Genomic DNA, 24,404 nt, shown 5'->3' with positions numbered 1-24,404 from the left:
CGCTCACACAAAGCGTTGTTTTTACACAGGATCGTTGATCGGACGGCCGTCATGATAGGAAAGCTGCGCAAAGGTCGGGCCAATCGGATGCAGACACCCCGCCTGTCGCTGATCGGCAGCGCCGCGAAGCCGGGCAAAAAGTGGCGAGAGCGCGGCAATAACGACCGCCGCCCTTCGGCGCCTCAGCCCTCAAGGCTATTTTTCGTATTGTTTTTGCTGGCTTATTTTCTTGGCCCGTCCCTTGCGTCGAGGACGACGAACTCTTGGGCGCAGCAGGCGCCGTCGTCGCTCCTTACGAAAGCCGCCGCGCTTCCATGTCCACCGCTTCCGCCCTGTTCGCGCCTGCCGCTCCGGTTTCGACCGGACCGTCGGCTGCCGCCCTGGGCGCAGAGGCCGTCGATGCGGGTCTGTTCTCCGGCAAGATCGCCGAGGCGCTGAACGCGGGCGTCCACGGCGCGCCGGCCGAACGGATGACGCCCGGCCGTCTGACGGGCGCTCGGTCGCTGGGTGTCATCATGGCCCAGCCGATGACGGCCGACTTGGACGCCGACACGGCGACCGCGACGACCGACACCATTCCTGCGACCACGGGCGAGAGCGCAGACGCCGAAACGCAGCGCGTCTTGTCTGACGAACAGCAGATCGGCACGGACACGGCCGCGAAGGACGACGATACCCCTGGCCTCGTCGCCGCAACGCCGTTCACAGCCGCGCAACCGACGCTGGCCGTTCCGGTCGCCCAATCGCTCGATGTCGCGGGCTCGCCGGCCGTTTCCGAGGACGCGGCGGAAATCCCTGTCGATCCACAAGCTCCCAAGGATGTTGCGGCAGTCGCATTCGTTGCGCCCGAGGCGACCACGACGGCGGTAGCCACGGCTCCCCGCTCTCCAATTGACACCACTGCCAAGACTGCGTTGGCGCCTGCCAACCAGGACCTTGAAGCGAAGTCCGCGTTGGCGGCCGCGACCGCTCAAACAGTCCTTTCGGAACTCTCCGAAATCCTGACGACCGAAGCGTCGCCCTCTTCTCCCGCCGTGGCGAAGCCGGCTGAAGTCAAGGCCGCCGAGGCCCCGGTCACGCCCGTTCAGCCGACGACGACCGACGGTCCGAAGCCGACAGTCGCGCCCAAGTCGGCCTTTACGATCAAGGGCGACGCAGCGCCTCGTCCGACCGACGCAACGGCGCCGGCGCCTGCCACGTCCGAAAGTGAGGCCAGCACGATCCAGACCGCTGTCGCTAACCCCGACAAACCGGCCGCACCGTCGCCCATCTCTCAATCCCTTGCGGCCGCTCAGATCCCGACCGCCCAAGTCCAGATCGCCGTCACGTCGACGATGCCCAAGCCGTCCTTCATCGCCCCGGCCGGCGTCGTCGCTGCGTCCACTGAAGCGGCGTCGTCTGCGACAGCCGAAACGGCCGACACAGCCGATCAGCCGGCAGAGGCGGCTCCGATCGATACGCCGAAGTCGCCGACCTCGCTTCAACCCGCCTCGCCATTGCGCGGCAATCTCCATGCGGCGGTGGACCAGACCAGCGACGCCGCCGTTCCCGCGATCCAAACGGCTACAACCCAAGACGCCACCCCTTCCAGCGCCGGGATAGAAGTCGCCGCCAAGCCGACGTCGCCATCCGCTAAGGTAGCCGAGGCTGCGACCGGCGGCGTCGCCACGCCGGAGCCGGCCTCGCCTGAATCCACTACCGCAAGCCCTGCGCCGCTCGATGCGCAGCCTGCGCAACAGGCCGCCGTGTCCAGCCATGCTCAGGGCCTGACCACACTGTCGCGCGCCACCGTCGAGACCACCGCCCAACTCGCCGCGCAGATGGCCCGCAAGCTCGAGGGCCGTTCGACCCGGTTCGACATGGTGCTGACGCCCGAAGATCTGGGCCGCGTCGATGTCAGCCTTGAGATCGGCAAGGACGGCCAGTTGTCCGCTCGACTGGCCTTCGACAATCCCGCCGCAGCCGCCGATCTGAAGGGCCGCGCCGACGAACTGCGTCGCCAGCTTCAGGAGGCCGGCTTCCAGGTCGCAGGTGACGCGCTCGACTTCTCGCAACGCGATCCGTCCACGGGCGGCGGCGCCTTCGAGCGTCAGCAGCAGCGCAACGCCCTGTTCGCCGGCGGCTCTCGCCTCGCGGCCCAGGCCGACATGCCCACCGTCCCGGCGCCTGGCGCCTGGATTAACCATTCCCTGACGCCTGACCGCGTCGATCTGAAGGTCTGACCCCATGGTCGACGCCGTCACAACCTCCGCCGCAGCGGGCCGCATCACCGGCGGCACCAAAGCCTTGGCCTCGAACTTCGAGACCTTCCTGACCCTGCTGACCACGCAGATGAAGAACCAGGATCCGCTGTCGCCGCTGGACTCGAACCAGTTCACCGCGCAGCTGACGCAGATGGCCGGCGTGGAGCAACAACTGCTGACGAACGACCTGCTGACCAGCCTGCTGGCCGCCCAGGCCGGCGGCGGTCTGGATAACGCCGCCAACTACATCGGCAAGAGCGTCACCGCCGCCTGGACCGCCACCGAGTTCAACGACGGCAAGGCCACCTGGGCCTACGAACTGGGCGCCGACGCGGACAAGGCCACTTTGCAGGTCGTCGACAGCAAGGGCGTCGTGGTCTGGGAGGGCGCCGCGCCCGACAAGACGTCCGGCCTGCACACCTTCTCCTGGGACGGCAAGCTGAAGGACGGCGGCATGGCCCAAGACGGCGGCGTCTATACGCTGAAGGTCGCCGCCACCGACTCGACCGGCGCCAAGGTCGACGCCCAGGCGCTGATCCAGGGCCGGGTCACCGGCGTCGAGATGTACAACGGCGCGCCGTATCTGGTGATCGGCGACTCCATCCTTCCGCTCTCGACCGTGATCTCGCTGAACGAGATCACGGCCCAGGCGGCCAATGATACCGACGATACGGAGAATCCGAACGTCCCCACCGAGGAGGCGGCCGCATGATGCGATCCGCCGCCTTCCCGATGACCTCTATTTAAGGAGCGTTCTTTCCATGAGCCTCAACAGTGCAATGCTGGCCGGCGTGTCCGGCCTGGCCGCCAACTCCGCCGCCCTGGCGGCGATCTCCCAGAACATCGCCAACGTGAACACCGTCGGCTACAAGCGCACGGCGAGCGAGTTCCAGACCCTGGTCAACAGCCAGACCGCATCGGGCGGCAGCTACTCGGCCGGCGGCGTGACCACCAACACCCGCTCCTACGTCAGCCAGGAAGGTCAGCTTCAGCGCACGACCTCAAGCACCGACCTCGCCGTCAACGGTCAGGGCTTCTTCGTCACGACGACGCAGGCCGAAAACGTCGGCGCGACCGACACCCGCCTGTTCACCCGCGCTGGCGCCTTTACCGTTGACAAGCAGGGCTATCTGAAGAACAGCGCCGGCCTGTATCTCCAAGGCTGGCCAGTGGACTCCAACGGCGAGATCTCGACCGATCCGTCCGATCTGTCGCGTCTGCGCTCGATCAACATCGGCTCAGTCGGCGGCACCGCCGAACCGACCACTCGTGTCCAGATCAACGCCAACCTGCGTTCGAGCCAAGAAGCGTCTTCGGCCGCCAGCGCCCAGTCCTACAAGGGCGTGTCCGATACGGCGACGCCGGCCGTGACCCACGACGTGTCTGTCCGCTACACCCGCACCGGCGCCAGCAGCCACGATCTGGTGATCAAGTCCGGTTCGCAGAAGATCGACGCCTCGGCGACCTTCGACCCGACCACCGGCGCCATCACTGGCCTGACCATCAACGGCGCGAACGCCGGCTCGGCGACCGCGATCGGCACGCCGCCGACCCAGATCCAGTTCACGCCGGCCAGCGGCCCCGCCTATACGATCAACCTCTCGGACGTCGGCCTGGGCAACGAAAACGTCGCCAAGACGAAGTACGACCCGTCGGTCAACTCCATGGCGATGTACAACGCCGACGACGACAACCCCGTCGGCGTGAAGCCCGACTTCAAGATGAACATCCCGGTTTCGGACTCCAAGGGCGGCCAGCGCAATCTGGAACTCCGCTTCCTGAAGAGCGACGAACCGAACATCTGGTATGCGGAGATCGTGTCCGTGCCGGCCAGCGACGTGATCGCAGGCGCGCCCTACGCCAACGGCCAGATCAAGACCGGCAAGATCGCCTTCACGCCGTCGGGTCGCCTGGACGTCGACACGATGAAGGCCTGGCCCGCCGGCACGGGTCTGTTCGATGACCCGACCATGGCGACGCTGAACTTCGGCAAGTCCGACCCCGCCAACTTGACCATGCCGGTCGGCCAGGTCGCCTGGGCCGACGGTCTGGGCATCGCCGCCCAAGCCGTCACGCTGGACCTCAACACCTCGGCCGGCGGTCTCAGCCAGCTGAACACGGCCTCGGTCGTCCAGTCGACGGTCACCAACGGCACGGCGTTCGGCAATCTGAGCGAAATCAAGATCGACGAGGGCGGCTTCGTCACCGCCATCTTCGACAACGGCGTCATGCGCCGCATCGCCCAGGTCGCGGTCGCCACCTTCCCCAGCCCCGACAGCCTGCGTGAAGTGTCCGGCAACGCCTACGCCGTCAGCCTTCAGTCCGGCACCTTTAACTTAAAGGCGGCGGGAACGGGCGGCGCGGGCGAGATCGCGGCCAAGCAGCTGGAGTCCTCGACCGTCGATCTGTCGGCCGAGTTCACGGGCCTGATCACCACCCAGCGCGCCTATTCCGCCTCGTCCAAAATCATCACTACGGCCGATGAAATGCTGGCCGAGCTGATCAACATCAAACGCTGATCGGCGAGTAAGTAAGCGTTAGTCTCGATGAATCGTCGCGCAAGCAAGGTTTACAGAGTCGTTCAGGAAGGGGCGGAAGTTATCCGTTCCTTCACCACGACGCTTAAACGGACCTTAGTCGGGAACGCCTACCTTCATGACACTACGGTGTTGGTGAAAGAGGCATAAGCCCATGTTGCAAGAGCGACGCCTTAATAGCAAAGGCGAACAATACGTGGTCGGACCGACTGGCACGCCCCTGACCCTCAATGACCTGCCGCCGTCCAACACGGACCGGTGGGTGATCCGGCGCAAGGCCGAGGTCGTCGCCGCCGTTCGCGGCGGCCTGCTCAGCCTCGACGACGCCCTGGCGAAATATCGCCTGACGGCCGAAGAGTTCCTGGCCTGGCAGAAGGCCATCGACAAATGGGGCATGCAGGGTCTGCGCACAACGCGGATCCAGAGCTATCGCTCCTGAGGGTTTCCCCGAAGACGTTAAGGGCCGCATCCGGCGACGGGTGCGGCCCTTTTCTTTTGCGGGCCTCGAAATCGCGCCGGTTCCGCACTAAAAGGCCGCGATGACCCTGGTCGAAGATTTCTGCCCCGTTCCCGACATCGCGCGCACCGACATGGATGCGGCGGTCGAGAGCGCGCGGGCGGCGGTCGGCCTGCCGGTCGGCGCGCGCGTGGTGGCCGCCATGTCGGGCGGAGTGGATTCCACCGTCGTCGCGGCCCTGCTGCACAAGGCGGGCTACGACGTCGTCGGCGTGACGCTGCAACTCTATGACCACGGCGCGGCGCTGAAGAAGAAGGGCGCCTGCTGCGCGGGTCAGGACATTCACGACGCCCGCCTGGCCGCCGACATGATCGGCATTCCGCACTACGTCCTGGACTATGAGAGCCGGTTCAAGGACGCGGTGATCGACCAGTTCGCCGACAGCTATCTGAAGGGCCAGACGCCGGTCCCCTGCATCCGCTGCAATCAGACCGTCAAGTTTCGCGACCTGCTGGACGTGGCGCGCGATCTGGGCGCCGAGGCGATGGCGACGGGTCACTACGTCCGCCGCGCCGTCGCCGGCAACCGCTCGCAGATGCGCAAGGCCATCGACCATTCGCGCGACCAATCCTACTTCCTGTTCGCCACGACCCAAGACCAGCTGGACTATCTGCGCTTCCCCCTGGCCGATCTGGAAAAGCCCCAGGTGCGCGGCGTCGCCGCCGAACTGGGCCTGAAGATCGCCGCCAAGCCGGACAGCCAGGACATCTGCTTCGTGCCTTCCGGGGACTATCGCACCCTGATCGACCGCCTGCGTCCGCAAGGGCGTGAGGCCGGCGAGATCGTGCATATGGACGGTCGGGTGCTGGGCCGGCACGCAGGCATCACGGACTACACGATCGGCCAGCGCCGCGGCCTGAACGTCGCCGTGGGCGAGCCCCTGTTCGTGACACGGCTGGAGCCTGAAACCCGTCGCGTCATCGTCGGCCCGCGCGAAGCCCTGCTGACCGCCAGTCTGACGCTGGAAGAAACCAACTGGCTCGGTGACGAGGCGACCATCACCGAGGCGGCCGAGGCCAACATCCCGGTCCTGGCCCGTGTCCGCTCGACTCGCCAGCCCTCGCCAGCCCGCCTCGCCCTGATCGATGGCGATATCTGCGTCGTCTTCAACGAGGGCGAAGAAGGCGTGGCGCCGGGTCAGGCCTGCGCCCTGTACGATCCGACGGACCCCGAACGCATCCTGGGCGGCGGCTTCATCCGCGACACGAACGCGGTCGTCATCTAGCTCTGGCCAAAGTGTGGAGACGATGTGGAGGCGCGGTGGACCCTGGTTGCAGGTTTCTCTCAACCTCGGACATCAAAGATGCACCGGGCTGTTGCACGGCTGTAAACTGCGCATCGCAATGACGGCGTAATCCCCGCCCCGACTAAGCAGGGGATAAAAATGCATCGTCAGACCAAACTGCGCCTCCAGCTGCTGCTGGGGACTGCACTTCTCGCCGCGCCCGTTTCCGCCTTCGCCCAAACCGCGCCGGCCCAGACCGCGCCGACGGCCGCCAGCGTCGAGCCGGCCGGTCTTGACGACATCGTCGTGACCGCGACCAAGCGCGAAACCAATCTGCAAGACACGCCGATCTCGATCTCGGTCGTCAACGCCGAAGCCTTGGCCGATCGCCACGTGCAGAGCCTGATGGACCTGGCCGACGGCAGCGTCCCCAGCCTGCGCATCGCCACCTTCGAGGCCCGCCAGTCCGCCCTGACCATCGGCATCCGCGGCATCGTGCCGAACGACGCCAACCAGCCCGCCCGCGAGCAAGGCGTCGGCGTCTATGTCGACGGCGTCTATCTGGCCCGCCAGCACGGCCTCGCCGCCGCCCTGCTCGACATCGAGCGCGTTGAAGTCCTGAAGGGTCCGCAAGGCACCCTGTTCGGCCGCAACACCGAAGGCGGCGCCCTGTCGCTGGTGACCAAGAAGCCCACGGGCGTGTTCGGCATGCGCGCCATCGCCGGCGTCGGCAATCTGGAGTCCTACAACTCCGAACTGCACGTCGACTTCCCCGCTCTCGGCGACTTCGCCTTCAAGGTCGACGGCATCATTTCGGTCCAAGGGCCGGTGACCGAGAACATCCTGCCGGGACAGTCAGGCTTTGGCGAATATGACCGTCGCGGCCTTCGCTTCCAGACGCGCTGGACGCCGGCCGACAACTTCACCGCCACCCTGGCGGCGGACATCAGCAAGGACAAGAACACCCCGTTCTACAGCCAGTTGCTGAACTTCAACCCGAACGGCCTGACCGTCGTGCCTTTCACCTCGGCAACGGTTCCCTCGGGCAGCATCCGCGCCCTGTCGCCCCTGGTCCAAGTCGAAGGCTCCAACCGCATGACGCAGGCCGACATCGGCGTGCCTCAGCAGTTCAGCGTCGACGACACGCGCGGCATGGATCTGCACCTGTCGTATCGCCCGACCGACGCGCTGGAAATCCGCTCGATCACGGCCTACCGCGATCTGGATGTTGAACAGTACGACAACATCGCCGGCGCGCACCGTCCGCCGGTCGTCGGCCCGAACGGCCGCTTCAGCCGCTATTCGCTGGCCGGCTTCTGGCAGCATCAGTTCAGCCAGGAACTGCAAGCCGTCGGTTCGCTGGGTGACAGCATCGACTATGTCGGCGGCGTCTTCTACTTCAAGGAAACGGTGTCCGACGACGCCGCCACGCCCTCGACGAACCAGTGGAACGCCGACGGCACGGGCTACACCATCCTGGACCCCACCCCGACGATCCGCGGCTTCCGCTCGCTGGACCGCAAGTCCACAGCCCACTCGGAATCCAAGGCCATCTACGGACAAGCCACCTGGACCCCGGCCAGCATGGACGCCCTGCATCTGACGGTCGGCGGTCGCTACACCTGGGACGACAAGGACGGCAAGCTGGAGGTCGTCAACAACGCCCCCACCAACCTGACCTTCAGCTCCAAGGTCGATCGCTTCGACCCGCTGGTCACCCTGGCCTATGACGTCAGCAAAAACATCAACGTCTACGGCAAGTATTCGACCGGCTACCGCGCCGGCGGCGCCTCCTCGCGCTCGCTGACCTACCGCTCGTTCGATCCCGAAGAGGTCAAGGCCTACGAAATCGGCCTGAAGAGCGACCTGTTCGACCGCCGCGTCCGCTTCAACGCCGCCGTCTACGCCATGGACCGCACCGACAGCCAGATCGACTTCAGCCTGGTCACCGTCCAGGGCGCCTCGACCCGCAACACGCTGGAAACGATCAACGCCCCGGGCACCACGAAAATCCGCGGCGTGGAGCTGGAAGGTCAGTTCCGGGCGACCGACAACCTGACCCTGTCGGCGTCTTACGCCTATACGGACGCCAAGGTGCCGGACACGATCAACCCGTTCAACGGCCAGGTGCAGCAGGTCTTCATCGCCTATACGCCCGAGAACGCCGGCAGCGTCGCCGCCGACTGGAACTCGCCCTTCATGGGCGCGACCCTGAAGGCGCACATTGACGCCAACTACGCCGATGCGGCCCACAGCTTCGAGCAGTTCGCGATCAAGGCCGACTCGTCCTTCGTCGTGAACGCCCGCGTCGCCATCGCCGACATCACGACCCGCGACGGCGGTCCGCTGCTGGAAGTGGCCCTGTGGTCGCGCAACCTGCTCGACGAGACCTACGTCTATCGCCGCGATCCGTCGAACCGGAACACACTGGGCGACTACGGCAACTTCAACAACCCGCGCACCTTCGGCATCGAGCTGCGCGCCTCCTACTAAGCGTTCCTCCCGAACGACCGACTGGCCCCCTTCCGCCACGGCGGAAGGGGGTTTTTCTTCGTCTGCGTGAAGGCTTTGCGACGGCGATATGAAACTTCACCGCAGCCGTCCGGTTTTGCTGGACGACGCGACGATCTGGCGCGATGGCGGCTCTCGGAGACGCCATGAGCAGCCTGATCCTGATCGCCGATGACGTCGCCGAGGGCGTCGAAATCCTGGACGCCGCCCTGCGTCGGGACGGCTTTCGCACCGTCGTCGCCGCCGACGGCCAGCAGGCGGCCGACCTGCATGCGTCGCTCAAGCCCGATCTCGCCCTGCTCAGCGTCCGCCTGCCCGTGCGCGACGGCTGGGATGTGCTGGGCGAACTGCGTCGGCGCGGCGAAACGCCAGTCATCATGGTCGGCGACCGGGACGAGGCCGCCGACAAGCTGCAGGCGCTGCGGATCGGGGCGGACGACTATATCGCCAAGCCGTTCAAGCCGGCCGAGGTCACGGCCTCCATCCAGACCATCCTGCGACGCAGCGGCGGCGGCCGGGCCGCCAAGACCCTTCGCGTCGGTCCGCTTGAGGTGCAGTTGGAGAACTATCTGGCGGCGATCCTGACGCCATCGGGCAAGCGCCGTCTGGACCTGACCCTGACCGAGTTCCGCATTCTGGCCCACATGGCCCGCACGCCCCTGCGCGTCTTCAGCCGCAGCGAGATCATGCAGGCCTGCTTCCCCAATCAGGCGGTGCTGGAACGCACGATCGACAGCCACGTCAGCCACCTGCGCCGCAAGCTGGACGCCGCAGACGCCGCCGGCCTGCTGACCAATGTGCGCGGGGTCGGATACCGGCTCGAAGCCGAGGTCTGATCGCGCTCACGCCGCGACGGCGTAGACCCTAAGCCGATGGCCGTCGGGATCGCCCGCCACGAAGCTGCGGACCGGCGCGGCGTCCGTCGGCGGCGTCAGAATGCGCGCCCCGCGATCCCACCAGTCGATATGCGCCTGATCCACCGCTGCGGCGCCCTCCAGCGGAAAGTCCACCTCGCACACCTCGCGCCGATCGCCGGCACGCCGCAGCAGCCCCAGCGCCCGGCCCGACGTCAGCTTGAACAAGGCCCGGTCCGGTCCCGCCATCACCGGCCGACAACCCAGCAGACTGGCATAGAAGCGCGCGCTGACTTCCGGATCCTCAACGGCCAGCAGAATGTCCTCGATCTCGCTCATCAGCCCGGCCCCTCATGTTTCCAACACGCCGAACCCTAGCCTTCGCTGCTGCCAGTTTCCGTCAGCAGCCGTCTCCTGACCGCGATCTTTCGTGCGCCTCGCGCCAGGTCTTCATCAGCGCCTGGCGACGCATCGGATAGCGCGCCTCCATCACCTCCGCCTCGACGATGCGGTCGGTGCGGAAACTGCGGAAATCACCGCGCAGTTCGCACCAGGCGATCAGCAATCGCACCCGGTCGAAGAAGGCCAGGGCGAACGGCCAGACGACACGCTCGGACGCCGATCCCGCCTCGTCGCGATAACACAGCTTCAGGCGCCGCTCGGTGCGGATCGCTTTCCTTAATAAGGCCGGATCGACCCGATCCGCCGGGAACGGCTCGCCCGGCACGACCAGCAGGGCCGAGGTATCCATCTCGTCGCGCAGATCGGGCGGCAACACCGCCGAGATCCGTCCCAGCGCCGCCAACGCCGCATCGCGCATGCGCGGATCAGCCCGATCCGCCACCCAGCGCGACCCCAGCACCAGGGCCTCGATCTCTTCCGGCGTGAACATCAGCGGCGGCAGCATGAAGCCCGGCTTCAGCACATAGCCGACCCCCGCCTCCCCCTCGATCGTCGCCCCTTGCGCCTGCAGGCTGGCGATGTCGCGGTAAAGCGTCCGCAGACTGACGCCCATCTCCTCGGCTAACACCTGCCCGCTCACCGGCCGACGATGCCGCCGCAGGACGTTCAGCAGATCAAGAAGGCGTTCGGAGCGTGACACCCCGCGATCCTAGCAGTCCTGCTGCCAGAAAGCGTCAGCAGGAACGGGCTTAGGCCGCTTCCTTGGGCATCACATCGCCGACCGTCGGCCGGTTCTCGGCGCGGGTCAGGGCGATATCCCTCGGTTTGACGATCTCGCCGCAGCAGCCGCACGCGATGCGCGGGGTCAGGGAATGGCCGCAGGTCTTGTGGACCATGTCGATGCCGCTGTCGGCGTCGCCATAGACGTGTTTGTTGCCCCAGCCGTGCAAGGTGACCAGAACGCCGTACAGATCCTTGCCCTTGGCGGTCAGGACATATTCGTTGCGCGGCGGGCGTTCGGAATACAGGCGCGGCTCCAGCACGCCATGCTGGACCAGGCTTTTGAGCCGGGCGGCCAGGACGTTGCGCGCCACGCCCAGATTGTCTTGCCACTGTTCGAACCGGCTGACGCCGTTGAAGGCGTCGCGAATGACCAGCAGGGTCCAGGGATCGCCGATCACCTCAAGCGTGGCGGCGATGGAGCAACTTTGGCGGCTGTAGTCGGCGGTGCGTCCCATAGGCGCGAAAGTGACGCCGCGTCAGGCATTTGGCAAGGGTTGCAAATCCGAACGCTCCAAGTCAGTCTTGTTTCGCAACGGACGTGCAGGCCTCCCGGTTCGCCGCCTTGTTCCTTGGACTTCGGCGGGAGATCGTCATCAGGTCTTCCGCCGCTTCTTCGCCTGACGCAGGATTGCGCAATGACGCCGCCCATTTCTCTCGACGCCGCCCTGACCTTCCAGGTCCTCGAAGACGGCGGTCTGTCCGCGCCCGTGCCGGGTCATTTCTCGAATGGCCCATCGAGCATGGCGCCGGAGAAGGGCTTTCCGTTCGGCGGGCTGCTGGCGGCCCTTTGCGCGCAGTCGATGCGACAGGGACTGGCGCTGACGGCGCCCCTTCGGACCCTGTCAGTCCAATATCTGTCAGCGGCAAGGTTCGGTGAACAGGTCGCCTTTCGCCCTCGCCTGCTGCGCGGCGGCCGCAATGTTCTGTATGCTGCGGTGGAGGCCGAGCAGGACGGGCGCATGACCCACCATGCCACCGGCACCTATGGGCTGGACGCCGCGCCGCCGCCGCTGACGCCGTTGCACGGGCCGCCCCCGCCGCTGGACAGGCTGGACCCGAAGGCCACGATACGCGGGCCGATGTCGCCGCACTTCGCCCAGCATGTCGAATACCGCTTCGACGGCGGCCCCAACATCCTGGGCGGCAATGAGGGCAAGCCGGTGATCGAACGCACCTGGATGCGGATGGCCGACGGCCGGCCCTTGGATGAGGTCGGCCTGTGCTACCTTCTGGACGCGCTGTATCCACCCGCCTGGACCGCGTCCAAGACGCCGGCCGCCATGACCACCGTCGATCTGCGCATCGACATCCTGACCGATCCGACGCCCCAGACCGCGCCGGCCGGCTGGGCCTTCTTCGAGTTCAGGATGCTGGACCTCGGCCTGGGCTGGACGGTGGACGAGGCGATCGCCTGGGGCGCTGATGGAACGCCGCTGGCCCTGTCGCGCCAACGCCGCAAACTGCTGCCGCAACGTCCCGCCTGAAGTCAGCCCTCATTCATCATTATCGACGACTATTCCAAATCTCTGGAGTGTCGCCATGCGTCGTCGAAATCGCCTCGTTTCCGTGTCCCAAGTCGTCGTCGTGCTGGGCGGTTGTCTGATGCTGCAGGGCTGCCTTGTCGGCGCCGTCGTCGGCGGGACCGCTGCGGTCGTCGGCGGGACGGCGAAAGCCACCGGCGCGGTCGTCGGCGCCGGCTTCGATGCCGTCACCACCTCGGACGAGGAAACCAAACTGCGTCGCGAGCGTGAACAGCGCGACTATGAACGCGAACAACGCCGCTGCGAACAGCGCCAGCGTCAGGGCAAACGCTGCTAGATCAGAGACTTAGAACGCAGCGTTCGTTGATCGTCGGCCGCGCCACCTGAATCCGACAAAGGCCCGGCCACGCAGGCTTCAGCGTTCTGGCGAACCACAGGCACAGGTTTTCAAGACTGGGCAGTTCCAGTCCCTCGTGCTCGTTCAGCATGCCGTGATCCAGCGTCTCGGCCGCCGCCTTCAGCGCCCGGTCCAGCGCGCCCAGGTCCGCCACCCAACCGTGTTCGACGTCCAGGACCTCGGACCGCACCGTCGCCTCGACCGTGAAGGAATGACCGTGGACGCGGCGATAGATGCTGCCCTCGGGCTCGTTCGGGAAGTGGTGGGCGGCGTCGAAGGTCGCCTGTTTGGTGATCTCGAAGACGGGCATTAGCGGACGCCGATGTATTTGTGGGTCTGGACGCTCAGGCGCCACTGTGGGTGGGTCAGGCAGTATTCGATGGCGGCGGCGGTGTTCTCGACCTGATCCGGCCCGTCCATCGGCTGAAGCCAGAACCGTTCAAAATCCAGATGTTCGAACCGATCCGGCATGGCCTTGGGCTGGGGAAAGACCAGTTTCAGCTCGGCCCCGCGCGTCTGAACCACATCCGCATCGGCCTTGGGACTGATGCAGATCCAGTCTACGCCGTCCGGCGCTACGATCGTACCGTTCGACTCGATCGCGATCTCGAACCCGCGCGCATGCAGCGCGTCGATCAGGGGCGCATCCAACTGCAGCAAGGGTTCGCCGCCCGTGCAAACCACCAGTTTCGGATCGCCGTCACGCCCGCGCCACATCGCCGCGACGTGATCGGCCAGCAGGTCCGCCGTCGCGAACTTGCCGCCCCCATCGCCGCCAACGCCGACGAAGTCGGTGTCGCAGAAGGTGCAGACGGCGCTGGCCCGATCGTGCTCGCGCCCGCTCCACAGATTGCAGCCGGCGAACCGCAGGAAGACCGCCGGTCGCCCCGCCTGTCCGCCCTCGCCCTGAACCGTCAGGAACACTTCCTTGGCCGAGTAGGTCATCGCCCCGACGCCCATTCGTCATAGCCGGCCGCGCGCAGTTCGCAGGCCGGGCAAGACCCGCAGCCATAGCCCCAGGCGTGTCGATGCGTCCGGTCGCCCTGATAGCAGGTGTGGCTATCCTCGATGATCAGCTTGATCAGCCTGTCGCCGCCGATGCTGTCGGCCAGGTCCCAGGTCTGGGCCTTGGTCAGCCACATCAGGGGCGTGTCGATGACGACCGGCTTGTCCAGCCCCAGCGACAGCGCCCGCGCCATCGCCTCCATCGTTTCGTGGCGGCAATCCGGATAGCCCGAATAATCCGTCTCGCACATGCCGCCGACCAGGACTTCCAGCCCGCGCCGATCCGCCAACGCCGCGGCTGCGACTAAAAAGATCAGATTGCGGCCCGGCACGAAGGTCGTCGGCAGGCCGCGCGCGTCCATTTCGATCTTGCGGTCGGCGGTCAGGGCGCTCTCGGCGATCCGACCGTATCCGGTCAGATCCACCACATGGTCGTCGCCCAGGCGATCGGCCCACTGGGGCAGAGCCGTCTTCATTCCGTCGCGCACGGATTGACGCGCCTGCATCTCCACCAGATGGCGCTGGCCATAGTCGAACCCGACCGTCTCCACCCGCTCGAACCGTTCCAGCGCCCAGGCCAGACAGGTCGCGCTGTCCTGCCCGCCGGAGAACAGAACCAAGGCCGATGCGGGCTTCTTTTCCAGGATGGCGCTCATGACGAATCTGCGGTCGGCCGGTCGGCCGCGCGCATGCACAAAAGGATGGGGACCCAGATGGGTCGGGCGGGCCTCATACACCAGACCCAACCCTTGAGCAAAAAAGGCGGATTTGCGTCTTGGATGACGCCGCTTAACTAATCCGCAAGCGATTTGGGCTTTTACTCACAATGAGTAGGAGTTCCGGGCAGTATGCCGACCATCGAGACCCTTTCCGAGCGTCCAAAGCCGGTTGCGCCGACGACTCTCGGCTGCGAGGTTCTGGCGCGTTTCGAACGCGAGCCGGATACGCTGGTCATTCCCGTGGTCGATGGCGACCGCCCTGTCGGCCTGGTCGAACGCACCGCCTTCCTTCAGAAAATCGCCGCCCGCTTCGGCCACGCCCTCTACGACCTTCGCCCCATCACCTTCGCCATGGATGCCGAGCCGGCCGTGGTCGAGGCCGGCGTCCGCATCGACGCCTTTTGCGACATCATGCTGAAGGGTGGTCCGGCCGTCCTGTTGCGCGGCTTCATCGTCACCAAGAACGGCGCCTATTGGGGCGTGGGCACCGCCGCCACCCTGTTGCAGGCCGTCAACACGCGGCAGCGCGAGCAGAACGCCGAACTGGCAGAACAGGCCGCGATCCTCAGCGACACCCGCGCCCAGGCCATCGCCGCCGCTCGCGCCAAGAGCCAGTTCCTGGCCATCATGAGCCACGAACTGCGCACGCCGATGAACGGCGTCCTGGCCGTCGCCGAACTGCTCCGCCGCCAGCCGTTGAATACGGCGGCTCAGGCGCACGTCCAGACCATCGTGGATTCGTCCGAGACCCTGCTGCGCATCCTCCAGGACGCGGTGGATTTGTCCAAGGCCGAGGCCGGCGAACTGGAGCTGAAGACCGAACCGACCGCCCTTCGCGCGGTCATGGACGACATCCAGTCGATGTGGGAACCGCGCGCCTCTCAGGACGGCGTGACCCTGCTCGTCGGCTACGAAGGCGACACCGAATTGGCGGCCGTGATCGACGGCGTGCGCTTGAAGCAGGTGTTCAACAACCTGATCGGCAATGCGCTGAAGTTCGCCCGCAACGGCGTGGTTGAGGCGGGTCTCAAGGCCTGGGTCGAGGGCGACCGCATCCACATGGAAGCCCGCATTCGCGACGACGGCCCGGGCGTCGAGCCGGATCGCGTCGACTCCATCTTCGAACCCTTCGTGCACGGTTCCGGCCCCGACGGCGCCGGCCTGGGCCTGTCGATCTGTCGTCAGGTCATCGACCGGATGGACGGCCGGATCTGGGCCGAGAACAACAAGGGCCGCGGCGCCACCTTCGCCTTCGACCTGACCGCGCCCCGCGCGGTGGTCGAGGTGGAGGCGCAGTCCAACGTGTCGGATCTGTCGGGCCTGGACCTGAAATCCGCGCCGCATATCCTGATCGTCGACGACAACGCCACCAACCGCGTCGTCGCCCAGGCGCTGTGCGAGATGTTCGGCTGTAGTTCCGAACTGGCCGAGGACGGCCTGGAGGCGCTGCAGGCCGTTCAGGAAAGCCGCTACGATCTGGTCCTGATGGACATCAAGATGCCCCGAATGGACGGGGTTCAGGCCACTCAGGCCATTCGCGCCCTGCCCGGCGCCGTCGGCCGCGTGCCGATCGTGGCCCTGACCGCGAATGCGGACCCGGAAGACGCCAAACACTATCTGTCGATCGGCATGGCCGCCGTCGTCGAAAAACCCATCAAGCCCGAACGCCTGCGTATGGCGATGAACGCCGCCATCTCCGCCGCGGACGAACAGGACCAATCCGATCGCGCCGTCGCCTGATCATCAGTCCGGGCGAACGTCCAGCGCCTCTTCGTCCTCTTCGTCATAGCCGACCAGTCGCAGCGCCCTCGCCTTCTGGCCGTTGATCTCCGCCCAGCGCAGCAGCCCTTCCTCACGGCCGTGGGTGATCCAGATTTCCTCCGGCTTGATCTCGGTGAAGGTCGCGGTCAGTTCGTTCCAGTCGGCATGATCCGACACGACCAACGGCAGTTCCACGCCGCGCTGCCGCGCCCGCGCCTTCACGCCCATCCAGCCCGAAGCGAAGGCCGTGACCGGATCGGCGAATCGACGCGCCCATCGATCCTGGATGGCGGACGGCGGCGCGATGGCGACTTCGCCGCCCAGCGCATTCTTGGGCAGGTCACGGGTCGGCGCCAGCGGGCCCAGATCGACTCCTTCTCTTTCGTAGAGGGCGTTCAGCCGCTCCAGCGCACCGTGGACATAGATGGTGCGATCCCATCCAGCCTCGCGCAGCAGACGGATGATCCGCTGCGCCTTGCCCAGCGCATAGGCGCCGACCAGATGCGCCCGCTCGGGAAACTGTCCCAGCGACCGCACCAGCCGCCCGACTTCCTCGTCCGCCGGCGGATGGCTGAAGACCGGCAGGCCGAACGTCGCCTCCGAAATGAAAACGTGACACGGCACAGGTTCGAACGGCGCACAGGTCGGATCGCGGCGGCGCTTATAGTCGCCGGACACGACCATGATCAGCCCCTTCCAGCGCACCTCGACCTGGGCCGAACCCAGCACATGGCCGGCGGGCGCCAATCTGAGATCGACCCCATTGATCGCGGTCGCCTCGCCGTATTCCACCGATTGGGGCTGTAGCGTAAAATCCGCGCCATAACGTTCAGCCATGATCGCCAGGGTCTGGCGCGTCGCGAGCACCGCCCCGTGACCGGCGCGCGCGTGGTCGGCATGGCCGTGCGTGATGACGGCGCGATCCACCGGCCGAACCGGGTCGATGTAGAAATTTCCCGGCGGACAGTAGAGGCCGGCGGGCGTGGGATGCAGCAGGTCTTCGGGGCGGATCATCTTGCGGTAACGCTCTCGACGCCGTCGGGTCGCCGCCCCATAGAGGATGACCCCGAAAATCGGCGCAACAGGTTCAGTCCGCACGATGCACGAGAGTTTTCTGACCACCATCCTGCCGCAACTGGCCGCCGGCGCCGCCCACACCGGCGCCTTGGGCTTCACCTTCGACGGCCTGCACGATGGCCAGCCCCGCATTCGCGTGCCGTGGCGTGAGGATTTGGTCGGCGATCCCGACAGCGGCGTCTTCGCGGGCGGTCTGGTGACGACCTTGCTGGACCATATCGGCGGCCTGGCTGTGTGGACCGCGATGGACGCCTTCCAGCCCATCGCCACCCTGGATTTGCGCGTCGACTATATGCGCGCGGCAAGGCCGCGTCAGGATCTGCTGGCGCAGGGCCTATGTTTCCGGCTGACGCCCAGCATCGCCTTCGTGCGCGCCTGTGCCTTCGAAGACGATCCCGCCGACCCGGTCGCCGCTGCGCAAGCCGCCTATATCCTCAATCAGACCCGCGAACGCGCGTCCCATGCGAAAGGAGCGGCGGCATGACCGACATCCTGAACCGCATGCCATACGCCCGCTTTCTCGGCCTTCAGACCCTGGTCAGCGGCGACGAGGTCACTGTCGTCATGCCCTTCGACGACAAGCTGATCGGCAATCCGATGCTGCCCGCTCTGCACGGCGGATCGACGGCCGCCCTTCTTGAAATGACGGCGATGGCTCAGGTGGCGCTCAGCTTTCCGGGTCCGCGACTACCCCGCCCGATCAATGTCACGGTCGCCTATCTGCGCACCGGCAGGCCGATCGACGTCTTCGCTCGCGCCCGCATCAGTCGGGCGGGTCGTCGCGTGGCTCATGTGCATGCGGAGGCATGGCAGGAAGAACGTCAACAGCCGATTGCGTCTCTTACCGCACACTTCCTACTGGACAACCAGGACTGATCACCGCGCCCTAGCGCGCTGATTCGCGCCGACTTCTTGCTCTCATTGGGTTTCAACGCCTTGCTTACGGCGGCGCTTCAACGCGCGATTGCCGATATAGTAAAGATTGCTCTACCAAACAGGGTTAAGACGTGATAACCATACGGTTCTTGCAAACCTGTCTTTGAGGGGCTTTCATGGACCGCACTGAAGTCGTCACCAGCGTTGCTGGCGATCTGCATGCTACCGAACTCGCGATCGACGCCGCGATCACCCAGGCGACCACGCTGGTTCAATCCTTCATCGGCGCTCGCGCCGCTCTGTCGCTGTCGCCGGTTTCCGGCACGATGTCGCAAGCCAAGGCCATGGAAACGATCGCCGCCCTCTCGGCCGCGCGTGAATCCATCGTGGCCTGCCACGCCGAACTGCAAAAAGATCACCGCCGCCTTGGCTTCGGCACCTACGCCGCCGGCCCGGTCGCCAAGCCCGACGATTGGTGGGAAGACAAGCCCGTCAAAGGGCATCTTCGCGTCGCGTGAATTGTTGGTAAGCTTCACTGAACGAGATTTCAGTCGAAGCTAATTTCGGTCATTATCGCCCTCGCGCATTTTCGCGCGGGGGCGATTTGTCATGTTGAATATCGTCTACGCGATTATTGGCGCCGTCTTCATGGTCGGCATGGCGCTATTCGCCTTTCTTAAAGGCGGCCGCTCCGAGCGGATCGGTGCGGGCGCCTACCTGTTTGCTTGGTTTGCGACCATTGTGATGCAAGAAGGCAGCGGCTTCAGAGGCGTTCCTTTGGGATTGTTTCTGATCGACCTTTCGCTGCTCGGCATTTTTGCTGCGATCGCCTGGCGGCACCGTCAGTCTTGGCCGGTTTGGGCTAGCGGCTTACAACTTATTGTCGTGATGGCCCACATCATGGCGTTCACTGGTCAAGCAGTGTCTGCATCGTCACTTTACACAATCATGAATCTGACAGGTTATCTGATCATCGTATGCATCATCGTCGGCACGCTCTACGCTTGGCAGGAGCGCCGGGCGGCTGAACTGATAGGTAGAAATTCCTAGCATCTGATCGTATTCTCGCGACGAATCGGTCGCTGGAACACGATGCCGCTATCCCACGCCAAGCTTTGGAAGGCCGTCGACGCCCTGGCCCGGCGTGAGGGTCTGACACCGTCCGGGTTGGCGCGGCGCGCCGGTCTGGATGCGACGAGTTTCAATCCCTCAAAACGCTTCGGCCCCGGCGATCCGCCGCGTCCGCGCTGGCCCTCGACCGAGAGCATGACGCTGGTGCTTCAGGCGACGGGCCTGTCGCTATCTGAGTTTGCGGTGTTGGCCGAAGATGCGCCGGATGCCCCGACCAGCGTGCCTTTGCTGGGTCTGGCCAAGGCGGGTCAGGACGGGTTCTTCGACGACGCTGGCCTGCCGGTCGGCGAAGGCTGGGATGAGACCGACCTGCCGCGCGCCAAGGACACCCTGTTCAGCCTTCAGATCACCGGCGATTCGATGTCGCCCCTCTATCGCGAAGGCGATCGCGTTATCGTCGATCAGGAAGCGACGCAGGTGCGACGAGGCGATCGTGTCGTCGCCCGCCTGACCAGCGGAGAAACCGTGGCCAAGGAGGTCACCAGCCTGACCAGCCGCGCCGTCACCCTGGCCTCGATCAATCCCGACCATCCGCCAAGGGTCGTGCCCCGGCGTGAGATCGAATGGATGGCCCGGATCCTCTGGGTCAGCCAGTAACGCGCACAGCAAAAACCCCGCCCGGCGAACCGGACGGGGCTTTCGATGGACGGCAAACTGAACTCAGTTGGCCGTGACGTAGTGGGCGTTCACCCAACCGCCGCCCGCGATCTGCACCCACTCGCCTTGCGAACCGATGGCGGTGAAGGGCTGGCCGGCCGACAGCGTGCCGGCTTGGCGATAGTTGGTGCCGGGGCCGCTGCGGATGCGCAGGTTCGACGAAGCGCGATACTGGGCGCCGCTGGAGGCCGATGCAGCGCGGGCGCGCTGCTGGTTGCAGCCGATGTAGGAACCGGCTGCGGCGCCGGCGCCCGCGCCGACGATTGTGCCAGCCGTGCGCTCGTTGCGGGCGAGGTTCGAGCCGACCACGCCGCCGACCACGGCGCCGATCAGGGCGCCCGCACGCTGGCGACCGCCAGGGGCGTCACAGTTGGTCACGCCGTTGGCTTGAGCCTGGGCGGACATTGGGGCGGCGGTCACCATCGCGGCCAAGGCGGCAGCGGTGGCCAGACCGGTCTTGAAAATCTTGTTCGACATAACTCTTCTCCTGTCAGCGCGTTTGCCGATGAGGGGAGAATGCACGGACGAACCTGAAGGCTCCCGGAGCTTCGCCGTTATTTTCCGTTCATCTTGGCCATGCGCGCGGACTGGCGGCGGGCGACAAATCGTCTGGCGATATCGATGTCGCGTTCGATGAAGTGTTTCCGGCGCACGAACTGGAAGTCCAGCACGCGCGCCCACAGATGGAGCATGCGGTCGTTTGTCACGAAAACCGTCACCGCCTCGACGGACGGCGGCGGCCCCCAGCCCTCAGCCAGCTTCGCCAAATGCTGGACGGTGGCGTCGTCGGTCATGGGTTCGCATTCGACGATCCAGTCCCAGCTGCAGAGCTCGGGCCTTTGCGTGATCAGATCGACCGTCGCTTTCAGCACGCGGTCGGCTGACCCGGCCGACACCAGGTCGAGCATCAGGACCCTGTTCGCCTCATCGATCTCGTAACGCAACCTCGCCTCCCCCGGCTACGTCCCTTCAGGCTGGCATCACGCAACAACCCTGACGCAAGGTCAAGGTTGCGCCAGTTCTCCGTTTGCGCCCGCTTCGATCAGGGCGATCGTCTGCGGCAGGCCGTAGATGGCGGCGAACGAACCGAAGCGCGGCCCCTGGCTAGCGCCCAGCAGCACCTCGTAGAGCGCGCCAAACCAGGCCCGCAGCGGCTCGAATTCATGCGCTTTGCCGACCGCATAGACCTCATTCTGGATCAGCTCGCCGTCCGTGGTGTCGGCCGGCAGCGCCTTCAGCCGTTCGGCCAGATCCAGCAGCGCCGCCTTTTCCTTGTCGTCCGGCAGGCGATAGGACTTCGCGGGCTTCACGAAGTCCTCGTAGTAGTTCAGCGCGTGGTCCATCAGCCGGTCCAGCAGCGGCTCGTTTTGCGGCGTCGCGTCAGGCAGGTATTTGGCGAAATAGGCCCACAGCTGGTCCTTGGTCGAGGCGTTGGCCACGCCGACCAGGTTCAGCAGCAGGGCGAAGGACACCGGCGACGTGTGGGTCGGCGGATCGCCCGCATGGATCGACCAGACGGCGTTGTCGATCCGCTTGGCCGGCTCCTGGGTCTTGTAGCTTTCGATGAAGGCCAGATAGTCGTCGATGGCGCGCGGAATGACGTTGAAGTGCAGGCTCTTGGCCGACTTCGGCGACTGGAACATGTACCATGACAGGCTCTCGGGCGTGCCATAGCGCAGCCAATCGTCCATCGTCAGGCCGTTACCCTTGGACTTGGAGATCTTCTTGCCCTCCATGTCGAGGAAGAGCTCGTAGTTGAAGCCTTCGGGAGGGGTGCCGCCCAGGGCGCGGCAGACCTTGGAGCTTTCGCGCACGCTCTCAATCAGGTCCTTGCCCGACATCTCGTAGTCGATGTCGAGCGCGACCCAGCGCATGGCCCAGTCTGGCTTCCATTGCAGCTTCACATGACCGCCCGTGACCGGCACCTCGGTGCGGTTGCCCGGCTCGCCGGCGGGATCTTCGAAGGTGATCGTGCCCTTCTCGACGTTGCGCGCCAGGGTCGGAACCTGCAGCACATGGCCGGTGATCGGGCTGATGGGCAGGAAGGGCGAATAGGTGGCGCGGCGCTCCTCGCCCAGGGTCGGCAGCATGATGGCCTGGACCGCGTCGAACCGCTCCAGCAGGGTCAGCAACGTCGCGTCAAACCGACCCGACCTATAGGTCTCGGTCGAGGACATGAACTCATAGTCGAAGCCGAAGCTGTCGAGGAAGGCGCGCAGGCGGGCGTTGTTGTGCGCGCCGAAGCTGTCGTGGGTGCCGAAGGGATCGCGCACCCGCGTCAGGGACAGGTGCAGGTCCTCGCGCAGCATCTCCGGGTTCGGCACGCCCTCCGGCACCTTGCGCAGGCCGTCCATGTCGTCGGAGAAGGCGATCAGGCGCGTGGGCCAGTGGTCGCCGGTCAGGGCGCGAAAGGCGTTGCGCACCATGGTGGTGCGGGCGACCTCGCCGAAGGTGCCCATGTGCGGCAGGCCCGACGGGCCATAGCCGGTCTCCAGGATCACCGGGCGCTGCAAGGCGGGAAAGGCCGCCAGGGCTTCATCCGCCTTGCCGGCGTCGATCAGGGCGCGCGCTTCGGCTCGCTCGGCCTCGCCCAGCCGTTTCTTCAGAACATGGGCCAGCAGGTTGCGGGCTTGTTCGAAGGGCCAGGACTTGGCCTCGCGGGCGAGGGTTTCGAGGTTCTGAAGCATGGCGGCGGTTTGCAGTCTGCATCCCGCCCGGTCAACCGTGATCAGGCTTTGGCGGCGATTACGATGATCTCGACCTTGTAGTCGGGCGACGCGAGGCGGCTTTCGCCCGTGGCGCGGGCCGGCGGGTTGGAGGTGTCGACCCAGGCGTCCCAGACGCCGTTCATCGCCTCGAAGTCGGCGATGTCCGCCAGCCAGATCTGGGCCATCAGGATCCTGGACTTGTCGCTGCCGGCCTCGGCCAGCAGGGCTTCGATCTCGGCCAGCGCCGTTCGGGTCTGCGTCGCCACGTCGTCGCCGGGTTCGCCGACCTGGCCCGACAGATAGATGGTGTCGCCGTGGACGACGGCCTCGCTCATGCGGGCGCCGGGCTGGATGCGGGTGATCATGGTCGGGGGTCCTTCGAAAACGTCCCTCACCTATCGCCGCCGGGGCCCGGCTGTCGAGCGGCTAGCGGCGGTTGAACCGCGAGACGGTCAGACCGACGACCAAGGCGCCGGCCCCGACGATCAAGACGTCCTCGATCAAGCCGCTCTTGGTCTGGCCGATGCGGGCCATGGCCTTCTTGCGGCCCGAGAGGGTCAGATAGGCCAGCGGCACAGCCGTGCCGACCGCAAGACCGGCGCCCAACTTCTCCTTGCCGCGCGGGGCCAGGGCGGCGCCGGCGATGCCCGCGCTCATGACCCGCGCCAACAGGCCCAGAAAGACGGTGCGATCGGGGGCGGTCTTCATCTTGTCGCCCAGCAGCTCGCCGACGCCCATGGCCAGCGCGCCGAACTTGAACAGCGGCCGGTTCAGCAGGAAGACGCGGCCGGGCAAAGGCTTGTGCGCCAGTTCGGCGGTGGCGAGGGCCGCCATCGGGGTCATGGAGCGGGCGCTGGCGACAGCGCCGATGAGGGCGGATGGGAGGAGGTCGAGGGCTTTCATGCCGCCACAACACCCGACCGGGCCGGAAGGTTCAGCCCGTTTCAGCCCGTTTCAGGCGCGGGCCGCCAGGACGTTGCGGATCGCCAGGCTGGAGTGGATGCGCGACACCCCCGGCAGACGCGACAGGACGTCCTTGTGGATCACCTCATAGGCGGCGATGTCGGGCGCGACGGCGCGGACGATGTAGTCGGCCTCGCCCGCCATCAGATAGCAGTCGCGGATTTCCGGATGGTTGCGGACGGCCGCCTCGAACCGACGCATGTGGTCGTCGGTCTGCTTCTCCAGCGTGATCTCGACATAGGCGACGACGCCGTCGTCGCTGTCGTTGGCCAAGACGGCGGCATAGCCCCGGATCACCCCGCGCTCTTCCAGCCGCCGCACGCGCCGCAGGCAGGCGGAAGGCGACAGACCGACGGCGGAGGCCAGGTCCGCATTGCTGATGCGCCCGTCGGCGCGGAGCCGTTGAAGGAGGCGTTGATCGAGAGGATCGAGCAGGGACACAAGTTTCCGCCGTTCAGCCGCAGATTATTGCGTCAGACTTCTATCAGCGACCGATCGTTGCGCAAACAGGCAGGATCGTCGATCCATGCGGCGCTAGCTTGCGGCGAATAACAACA

28 protein-coding genes are annotated in these 24,404 nt (G+C 66.0%); 15 read left to right on the top strand and 13 right to left on the bottom strand.

Going from position 1 to position 24,404, the window contains the following annotated elements:
- The first annotated feature begins 314 nt into the window (after positions 1-314).
- The 7 genes from HF680_RS15890 to HF680_RS01750 all read left to right on the top strand — a co-directional run bounded on the left by HF680_RS15890 (position 315) and on the right by HF680_RS01750 (position 9,869).
- Positions 315-2,222: a flagellar hook-length control protein FliK gene (locus HF680_RS15890; RefSeq protein ID WP_235968807.1), complete on the top strand. Its 1,908-nt coding sequence runs from the start codon at positions 315-317 to the stop codon at positions 2,220-2,222.
- A 4-nt stretch (positions 2,223-2,226) separates the two neighbouring features.
- The gene (locus tag HF680_RS01775; protein ID WP_045810240.1) at positions 2,227-2,955 is read left to right on the top strand and encodes a flagellar hook assembly protein FlgD; all 729 of its coding nucleotides are present in this window, start codon (positions 2,227-2,229) and stop codon (positions 2,953-2,955) included.
- Positions 2,956-3,004: 49 nt separating this feature from the next.
- Positions 3,005-4,762: a flagellar hook protein FlgE gene (gene flgE, locus HF680_RS01770; RefSeq protein WP_185223908.1), complete on the top strand. Its 1,758-nt coding sequence runs from the start codon at positions 3,005-3,007 to the stop codon at positions 4,760-4,762.
- Positions 4,763-4,934: 172 nt separating this feature from the next.
- Positions 4,935-5,219, top strand: coding sequence for a CtrA inhibitor SciP (gene sciP, locus HF680_RS01765; protein ID WP_026108337.1), 285 nt, complete (start codon positions 4,935-4,937; stop codon positions 5,217-5,219).
- A 100-nt stretch (positions 5,220-5,319) separates the two neighbouring features.
- The gene (gene mnmA, locus HF680_RS01760; RefSeq protein WP_185223907.1) at positions 5,320-6,522 is read left to right on the top strand and encodes a tRNA 2-thiouridine(34) synthase MnmA; all 1,203 of its coding nucleotides are present in this window, start codon (positions 5,320-5,322) and stop codon (positions 6,520-6,522) included.
- Between the two features lie 159 nt (positions 6,523-6,681).
- On the top strand, positions 6,682-9,015 hold the full coding sequence (locus HF680_RS01755) for a TonB-dependent receptor (RefSeq protein ID WP_185223906.1): 2,334 nt from the start codon (positions 6,682-6,684) through the stop codon (positions 9,013-9,015).
- Between the two features lie 164 nt (positions 9,016-9,179).
- Positions 9,180-9,869, top strand: a complete 690-nt coding sequence (locus HF680_RS01750; protein WP_185223905.1) for a response regulator — start codon at positions 9,180-9,182, stop codon at positions 9,867-9,869.
- Positions 9,870-9,875: 6 nt separating this feature from the next.
- Here HF680_RS01750 and HF680_RS01745 read toward each other — a convergent pair whose 3' ends face one another.
- The 3 genes from HF680_RS01745 to HF680_RS01735 form a co-directional block, all read right to left on the bottom strand.
- The gene (locus HF680_RS01745) at positions 9,876-10,226 is read right to left on the bottom strand and encodes a VOC family protein (RefSeq protein ID WP_185223904.1); all 351 of its coding nucleotides are present in this window, start codon (positions 10,224-10,226) and stop codon (positions 9,876-9,878) included.
- Positions 10,227-10,287: 61 nt separating this feature from the next.
- Positions 10,288-10,989 (bottom strand): helix-turn-helix transcriptional regulator, encoded by a 702-nt coding sequence (locus tag HF680_RS01740; RefSeq protein WP_185223903.1) that lies wholly within the window; start codon positions 10,987-10,989, stop codon positions 10,288-10,290.
- A gap of 49 nt (positions 10,990-11,038) precedes the next feature.
- A complete protein-coding gene (locus HF680_RS01735) occupies positions 11,039-11,527 on the bottom strand; it encodes a winged helix-turn-helix transcriptional regulator (protein WP_017504587.1) in 489 nt (162 codons plus the stop codon).
- A gap of 180 nt (positions 11,528-11,707) precedes the next feature.
- Between HF680_RS01735 and HF680_RS01730 the strand changes: the two genes are divergently transcribed.
- Positions 11,708-12,556 (top strand): thioesterase family protein, encoded by an 849-nt coding sequence (locus HF680_RS01730; RefSeq protein ID WP_185223902.1) that lies wholly within the window; start codon positions 11,708-11,710, stop codon positions 12,554-12,556.
- Between the two features lie 55 nt (positions 12,557-12,611).
- Positions 12,612-12,890, top strand: a complete 279-nt coding sequence (locus tag HF680_RS01725; RefSeq protein ID WP_017504585.1) for a hypothetical protein — start codon at positions 12,612-12,614, stop codon at positions 12,888-12,890.
- Between the two features lies 1 nt (position 12,891).
- Here HF680_RS01725 and HF680_RS01720 read toward each other — a convergent pair whose 3' ends face one another.
- Genes HF680_RS01720 through queC form a run of 3 tightly spaced genes read right to left on the bottom strand, consistent with a single transcriptional unit; the run spans position 12,892 to position 14,602 of the window.
- Positions 12,892-13,260 (bottom strand): 6-pyruvoyl trahydropterin synthase family protein, encoded by a 369-nt coding sequence (locus HF680_RS01720; protein WP_185223901.1) that lies wholly within the window; start codon positions 13,258-13,260, stop codon positions 12,892-12,894.
- Entirely contained in the window at positions 13,260-13,895 is a 636-nt protein-coding gene (gene queE / locus HF680_RS01715; RefSeq protein WP_185223900.1) for a 7-carboxy-7-deazaguanine synthase, read from the bottom strand. Before queE ends, HF680_RS01720 begins: the two co-directional genes overlap by 1 nt.
- Positions 13,892-14,602: a 7-cyano-7-deazaguanine synthase QueC gene (queC, locus tag HF680_RS01710; protein WP_394353519.1), complete on the bottom strand. Its 711-nt coding sequence runs from the start codon at positions 14,600-14,602 to the stop codon at positions 13,892-13,894. The genes queE and queC overlap by 4 nt, the downstream gene beginning before the upstream one ends.
- Before the next feature lie 201 nt (positions 14,603-14,803).
- Between queC and HF680_RS01705 the strand changes: the two genes are divergently transcribed.
- The gene (locus tag HF680_RS01705; RefSeq protein WP_185223898.1) at positions 14,804-16,414 is read left to right on the top strand and encodes a response regulator; all 1,611 of its coding nucleotides are present in this window, start codon (positions 14,804-14,806) and stop codon (positions 16,412-16,414) included.
- A 3-nt stretch (positions 16,415-16,417) separates the two neighbouring features.
- Here HF680_RS01705 and HF680_RS01700 read toward each other — a convergent pair whose 3' ends face one another.
- Positions 16,418-17,449 (bottom strand): ligase-associated DNA damage response exonuclease, encoded by a 1,032-nt coding sequence (locus HF680_RS01700; RefSeq protein ID WP_185223897.1) that lies wholly within the window; start codon positions 17,447-17,449, stop codon positions 16,418-16,420.
- A gap of 85 nt (positions 17,450-17,534) precedes the next feature.
- Between HF680_RS01700 and HF680_RS01695 the strand changes: the two genes are divergently transcribed.
- From HF680_RS01695 to HF680_RS01675, 5 genes are all read left to right on the top strand, one after another.
- Entirely contained in the window at positions 17,535-17,996 is a 462-nt protein-coding gene (locus HF680_RS01695) for a PaaI family thioesterase (protein ID WP_185224299.1), read from the top strand.
- Positions 17,993-18,388: a PaaI family thioesterase gene (locus tag HF680_RS01690; RefSeq protein WP_039246414.1), complete on the top strand. Its 396-nt coding sequence runs from the start codon at positions 17,993-17,995 to the stop codon at positions 18,386-18,388. The genes HF680_RS01695 and HF680_RS01690 overlap by 4 nt, the downstream gene beginning before the upstream one ends.
- A 176-nt stretch (positions 18,389-18,564) precedes the next feature.
- A complete protein-coding gene (locus tag HF680_RS01685) occupies positions 18,565-18,906 on the top strand; it encodes a hypothetical protein (protein WP_066552012.1) in 342 nt (113 codons plus the stop codon).
- A gap of 91 nt (positions 18,907-18,997) precedes the next feature.
- Entirely contained in the window at positions 18,998-19,438 is a 441-nt protein-coding gene (locus HF680_RS01680; protein ID WP_185223896.1) for a hypothetical protein, read from the top strand.
- A gap of 42 nt (positions 19,439-19,480) precedes the next feature.
- A complete protein-coding gene (locus HF680_RS01675; RefSeq protein ID WP_185223895.1) occupies positions 19,481-20,116 on the top strand; it encodes a S24 family peptidase in 636 nt (211 codons plus the stop codon).
- A gap of 63 nt (positions 20,117-20,179) precedes the next feature.
- On the opposite strand, the gene HF680_RS01670 is transcribed toward HF680_RS01675, so the two are convergent.
- The 6 genes from HF680_RS01670 to HF680_RS01645 all read right to left on the bottom strand — a co-directional run bounded on the left by HF680_RS01670 (position 20,180) and on the right by HF680_RS01645 (position 24,288).
- The gene (locus HF680_RS01670) at positions 20,180-20,653 is read right to left on the bottom strand and encodes an SH3 domain-containing protein (protein WP_039246408.1); all 474 of its coding nucleotides are present in this window, start codon (positions 20,651-20,653) and stop codon (positions 20,180-20,182) included.
- Between the two features lie 77 nt (positions 20,654-20,730).
- Positions 20,731-21,120 (bottom strand): hypothetical protein, encoded by a 390-nt coding sequence (locus HF680_RS01665; RefSeq protein ID WP_185223894.1) that lies wholly within the window; start codon positions 21,118-21,120, stop codon positions 20,731-20,733.
- A gap of 60 nt (positions 21,121-21,180) precedes the next feature.
- The gene (locus HF680_RS01660) at positions 21,181-22,863 is read right to left on the bottom strand and encodes a lysine--tRNA ligase (protein WP_185223893.1); all 1,683 of its coding nucleotides are present in this window, start codon (positions 22,861-22,863) and stop codon (positions 21,181-21,183) included.
- Positions 22,864-22,904: 41 nt separating this feature from the next.
- Complete coding sequence (locus HF680_RS01655; protein ID WP_185223892.1) at positions 22,905-23,249, bottom strand: RidA family protein; 345 nt, start codon at positions 23,247-23,249, stop codon at positions 22,905-22,907.
- A gap of 61 nt (positions 23,250-23,310) precedes the next feature.
- On the bottom strand, positions 23,311-23,787 hold the full coding sequence (locus HF680_RS01650; RefSeq protein ID WP_185223891.1) for a hypothetical protein: 477 nt from the start codon (positions 23,785-23,787) through the stop codon (positions 23,311-23,313).
- A 51-nt stretch (positions 23,788-23,838) separates the two neighbouring features.
- Complete coding sequence (locus tag HF680_RS01645) at positions 23,839-24,288, bottom strand: Lrp/AsnC family transcriptional regulator (RefSeq protein ID WP_017504569.1); 450 nt, start codon at positions 24,286-24,288, stop codon at positions 23,839-23,841.
- Positions 24,289-24,404 lie beyond the last annotated feature (116 nt).

The sequence above is a fragment of the Brevundimonas huaxiensis genome (assembly GCF_014218725.1).
Classification (GTDB): Bacteria; Pseudomonadota; Alphaproteobacteria; order Caulobacterales; family Caulobacteraceae; genus Brevundimonas; species Brevundimonas huaxiensis.
Note: the sequence above shows the minus strand (reverse complement) of the source record. Positions and strands in the feature narration are given on the sequence as shown.

Excerpts from the sequence above, each read along its gene's own strand:
- HF680_RS15890 (WP_235968807.1), top strand. The coding sequence starts at position 315 with ATGTCCACCGCTTCCGCCCTGTTCGCGCCTGCCGCTCCGGTTTCGACC.
- HF680_RS01775 (WP_045810240.1), top strand. The coding sequence starts at position 2,227 with ATGGTCGACGCCGTCACAACCTCCGCCGCAGCGGGCCGCATCACCGGC.
- flgE (WP_185223908.1), top strand. The coding sequence starts at position 3,005 with ATGAGCCTCAACAGTGCAATGCTGGCCGGCGTGTCCGGCCTGGCCGCC.
- sciP (WP_026108337.1), top strand. The coding sequence starts at position 4,935 with ATGTTGCAAGAGCGACGCCTTAATAGCAAAGGCGAACAATACGTGGTC.
- mnmA (WP_185223907.1), top strand. The coding sequence starts at position 5,320 with ATGACCCTGGTCGAAGATTTCTGCCCCGTTCCCGACATCGCGCGCACC.
- HF680_RS01755 (WP_185223906.1), top strand. The coding sequence starts at position 6,682 with ATGCATCGTCAGACCAAACTGCGCCTCCAGCTGCTGCTGGGGACTGCA.
- HF680_RS01750 (WP_185223905.1), top strand. The coding sequence starts at position 9,180 with ATGAGCAGCCTGATCCTGATCGCCGATGACGTCGCCGAGGGCGTCGAA.
- HF680_RS01745 (WP_185223904.1), bottom strand. The coding sequence starts at position 10,226 with ATGAGCGAGATCGAGGACATTCTGCTGGCCGTTGAGGATCCGGAAGTC.
- HF680_RS01735 (WP_017504587.1), bottom strand. The coding sequence starts at position 11,527 with ATGGGACGCACCGCCGACTACAGCCGCCAAAGTTGCTCCATCGCCGCC.
- HF680_RS01730 (WP_185223902.1), top strand. The coding sequence starts at position 11,708 with ATGACGCCGCCCATTTCTCTCGACGCCGCCCTGACCTTCCAGGTCCTC.
- HF680_RS01725 (WP_017504585.1), top strand. The coding sequence starts at position 12,612 with ATGCGTCGTCGAAATCGCCTCGTTTCCGTGTCCCAAGTCGTCGTCGTG.
- HF680_RS01720 (WP_185223901.1), bottom strand. The coding sequence starts at position 13,260 with ATGCCCGTCTTCGAGATCACCAAACAGGCGACCTTCGACGCCGCCCAC.
- queE (WP_185223900.1), bottom strand. The coding sequence starts at position 13,895 with ATGACCTACTCGGCCAAGGAAGTGTTCCTGACGGTTCAGGGCGAGGGC.
- HF680_RS01705 (WP_185223898.1), top strand. The coding sequence starts at position 14,804 with ATGCCGACCATCGAGACCCTTTCCGAGCGTCCAAAGCCGGTTGCGCCG.
- HF680_RS01700 (WP_185223897.1), bottom strand. The coding sequence starts at position 17,449 with ATGATCCGCCCCGAAGACCTGCTGCATCCCACGCCCGCCGGCCTCTAC.
- HF680_RS01695 (WP_185224299.1), top strand. The coding sequence starts at position 17,535 with ATGCACGAGAGTTTTCTGACCACCATCCTGCCGCAACTGGCCGCCGGC.
- HF680_RS01690 (WP_039246414.1), top strand. The coding sequence starts at position 17,993 with ATGACCGACATCCTGAACCGCATGCCATACGCCCGCTTTCTCGGCCTT.
- HF680_RS01685 (WP_066552012.1), top strand. The coding sequence starts at position 18,565 with ATGGACCGCACTGAAGTCGTCACCAGCGTTGCTGGCGATCTGCATGCT.
- HF680_RS01680 (WP_185223896.1), top strand. The coding sequence starts at position 18,998 with ATGTTGAATATCGTCTACGCGATTATTGGCGCCGTCTTCATGGTCGGC.
- HF680_RS01675 (WP_185223895.1), top strand. The coding sequence starts at position 19,481 with ATGCCGCTATCCCACGCCAAGCTTTGGAAGGCCGTCGACGCCCTGGCC.
- HF680_RS01670 (WP_039246408.1), bottom strand. The coding sequence starts at position 20,653 with ATGTCGAACAAGATTTTCAAGACCGGTCTGGCCACCGCTGCCGCCTTG.
- HF680_RS01660 (WP_185223893.1), bottom strand. The coding sequence starts at position 22,863 with ATGCTTCAGAACCTCGAAACCCTCGCCCGCGAGGCCAAGTCCTGGCCC.
- HF680_RS01655 (WP_185223892.1), bottom strand. The coding sequence starts at position 23,249 with ATGATCACCCGCATCCAGCCCGGCGCCCGCATGAGCGAGGCCGTCGTC.
- HF680_RS01650 (WP_185223891.1), bottom strand. The coding sequence starts at position 23,787 with ATGAAAGCCCTCGACCTCCTCCCATCCGCCCTCATCGGCGCTGTCGCC.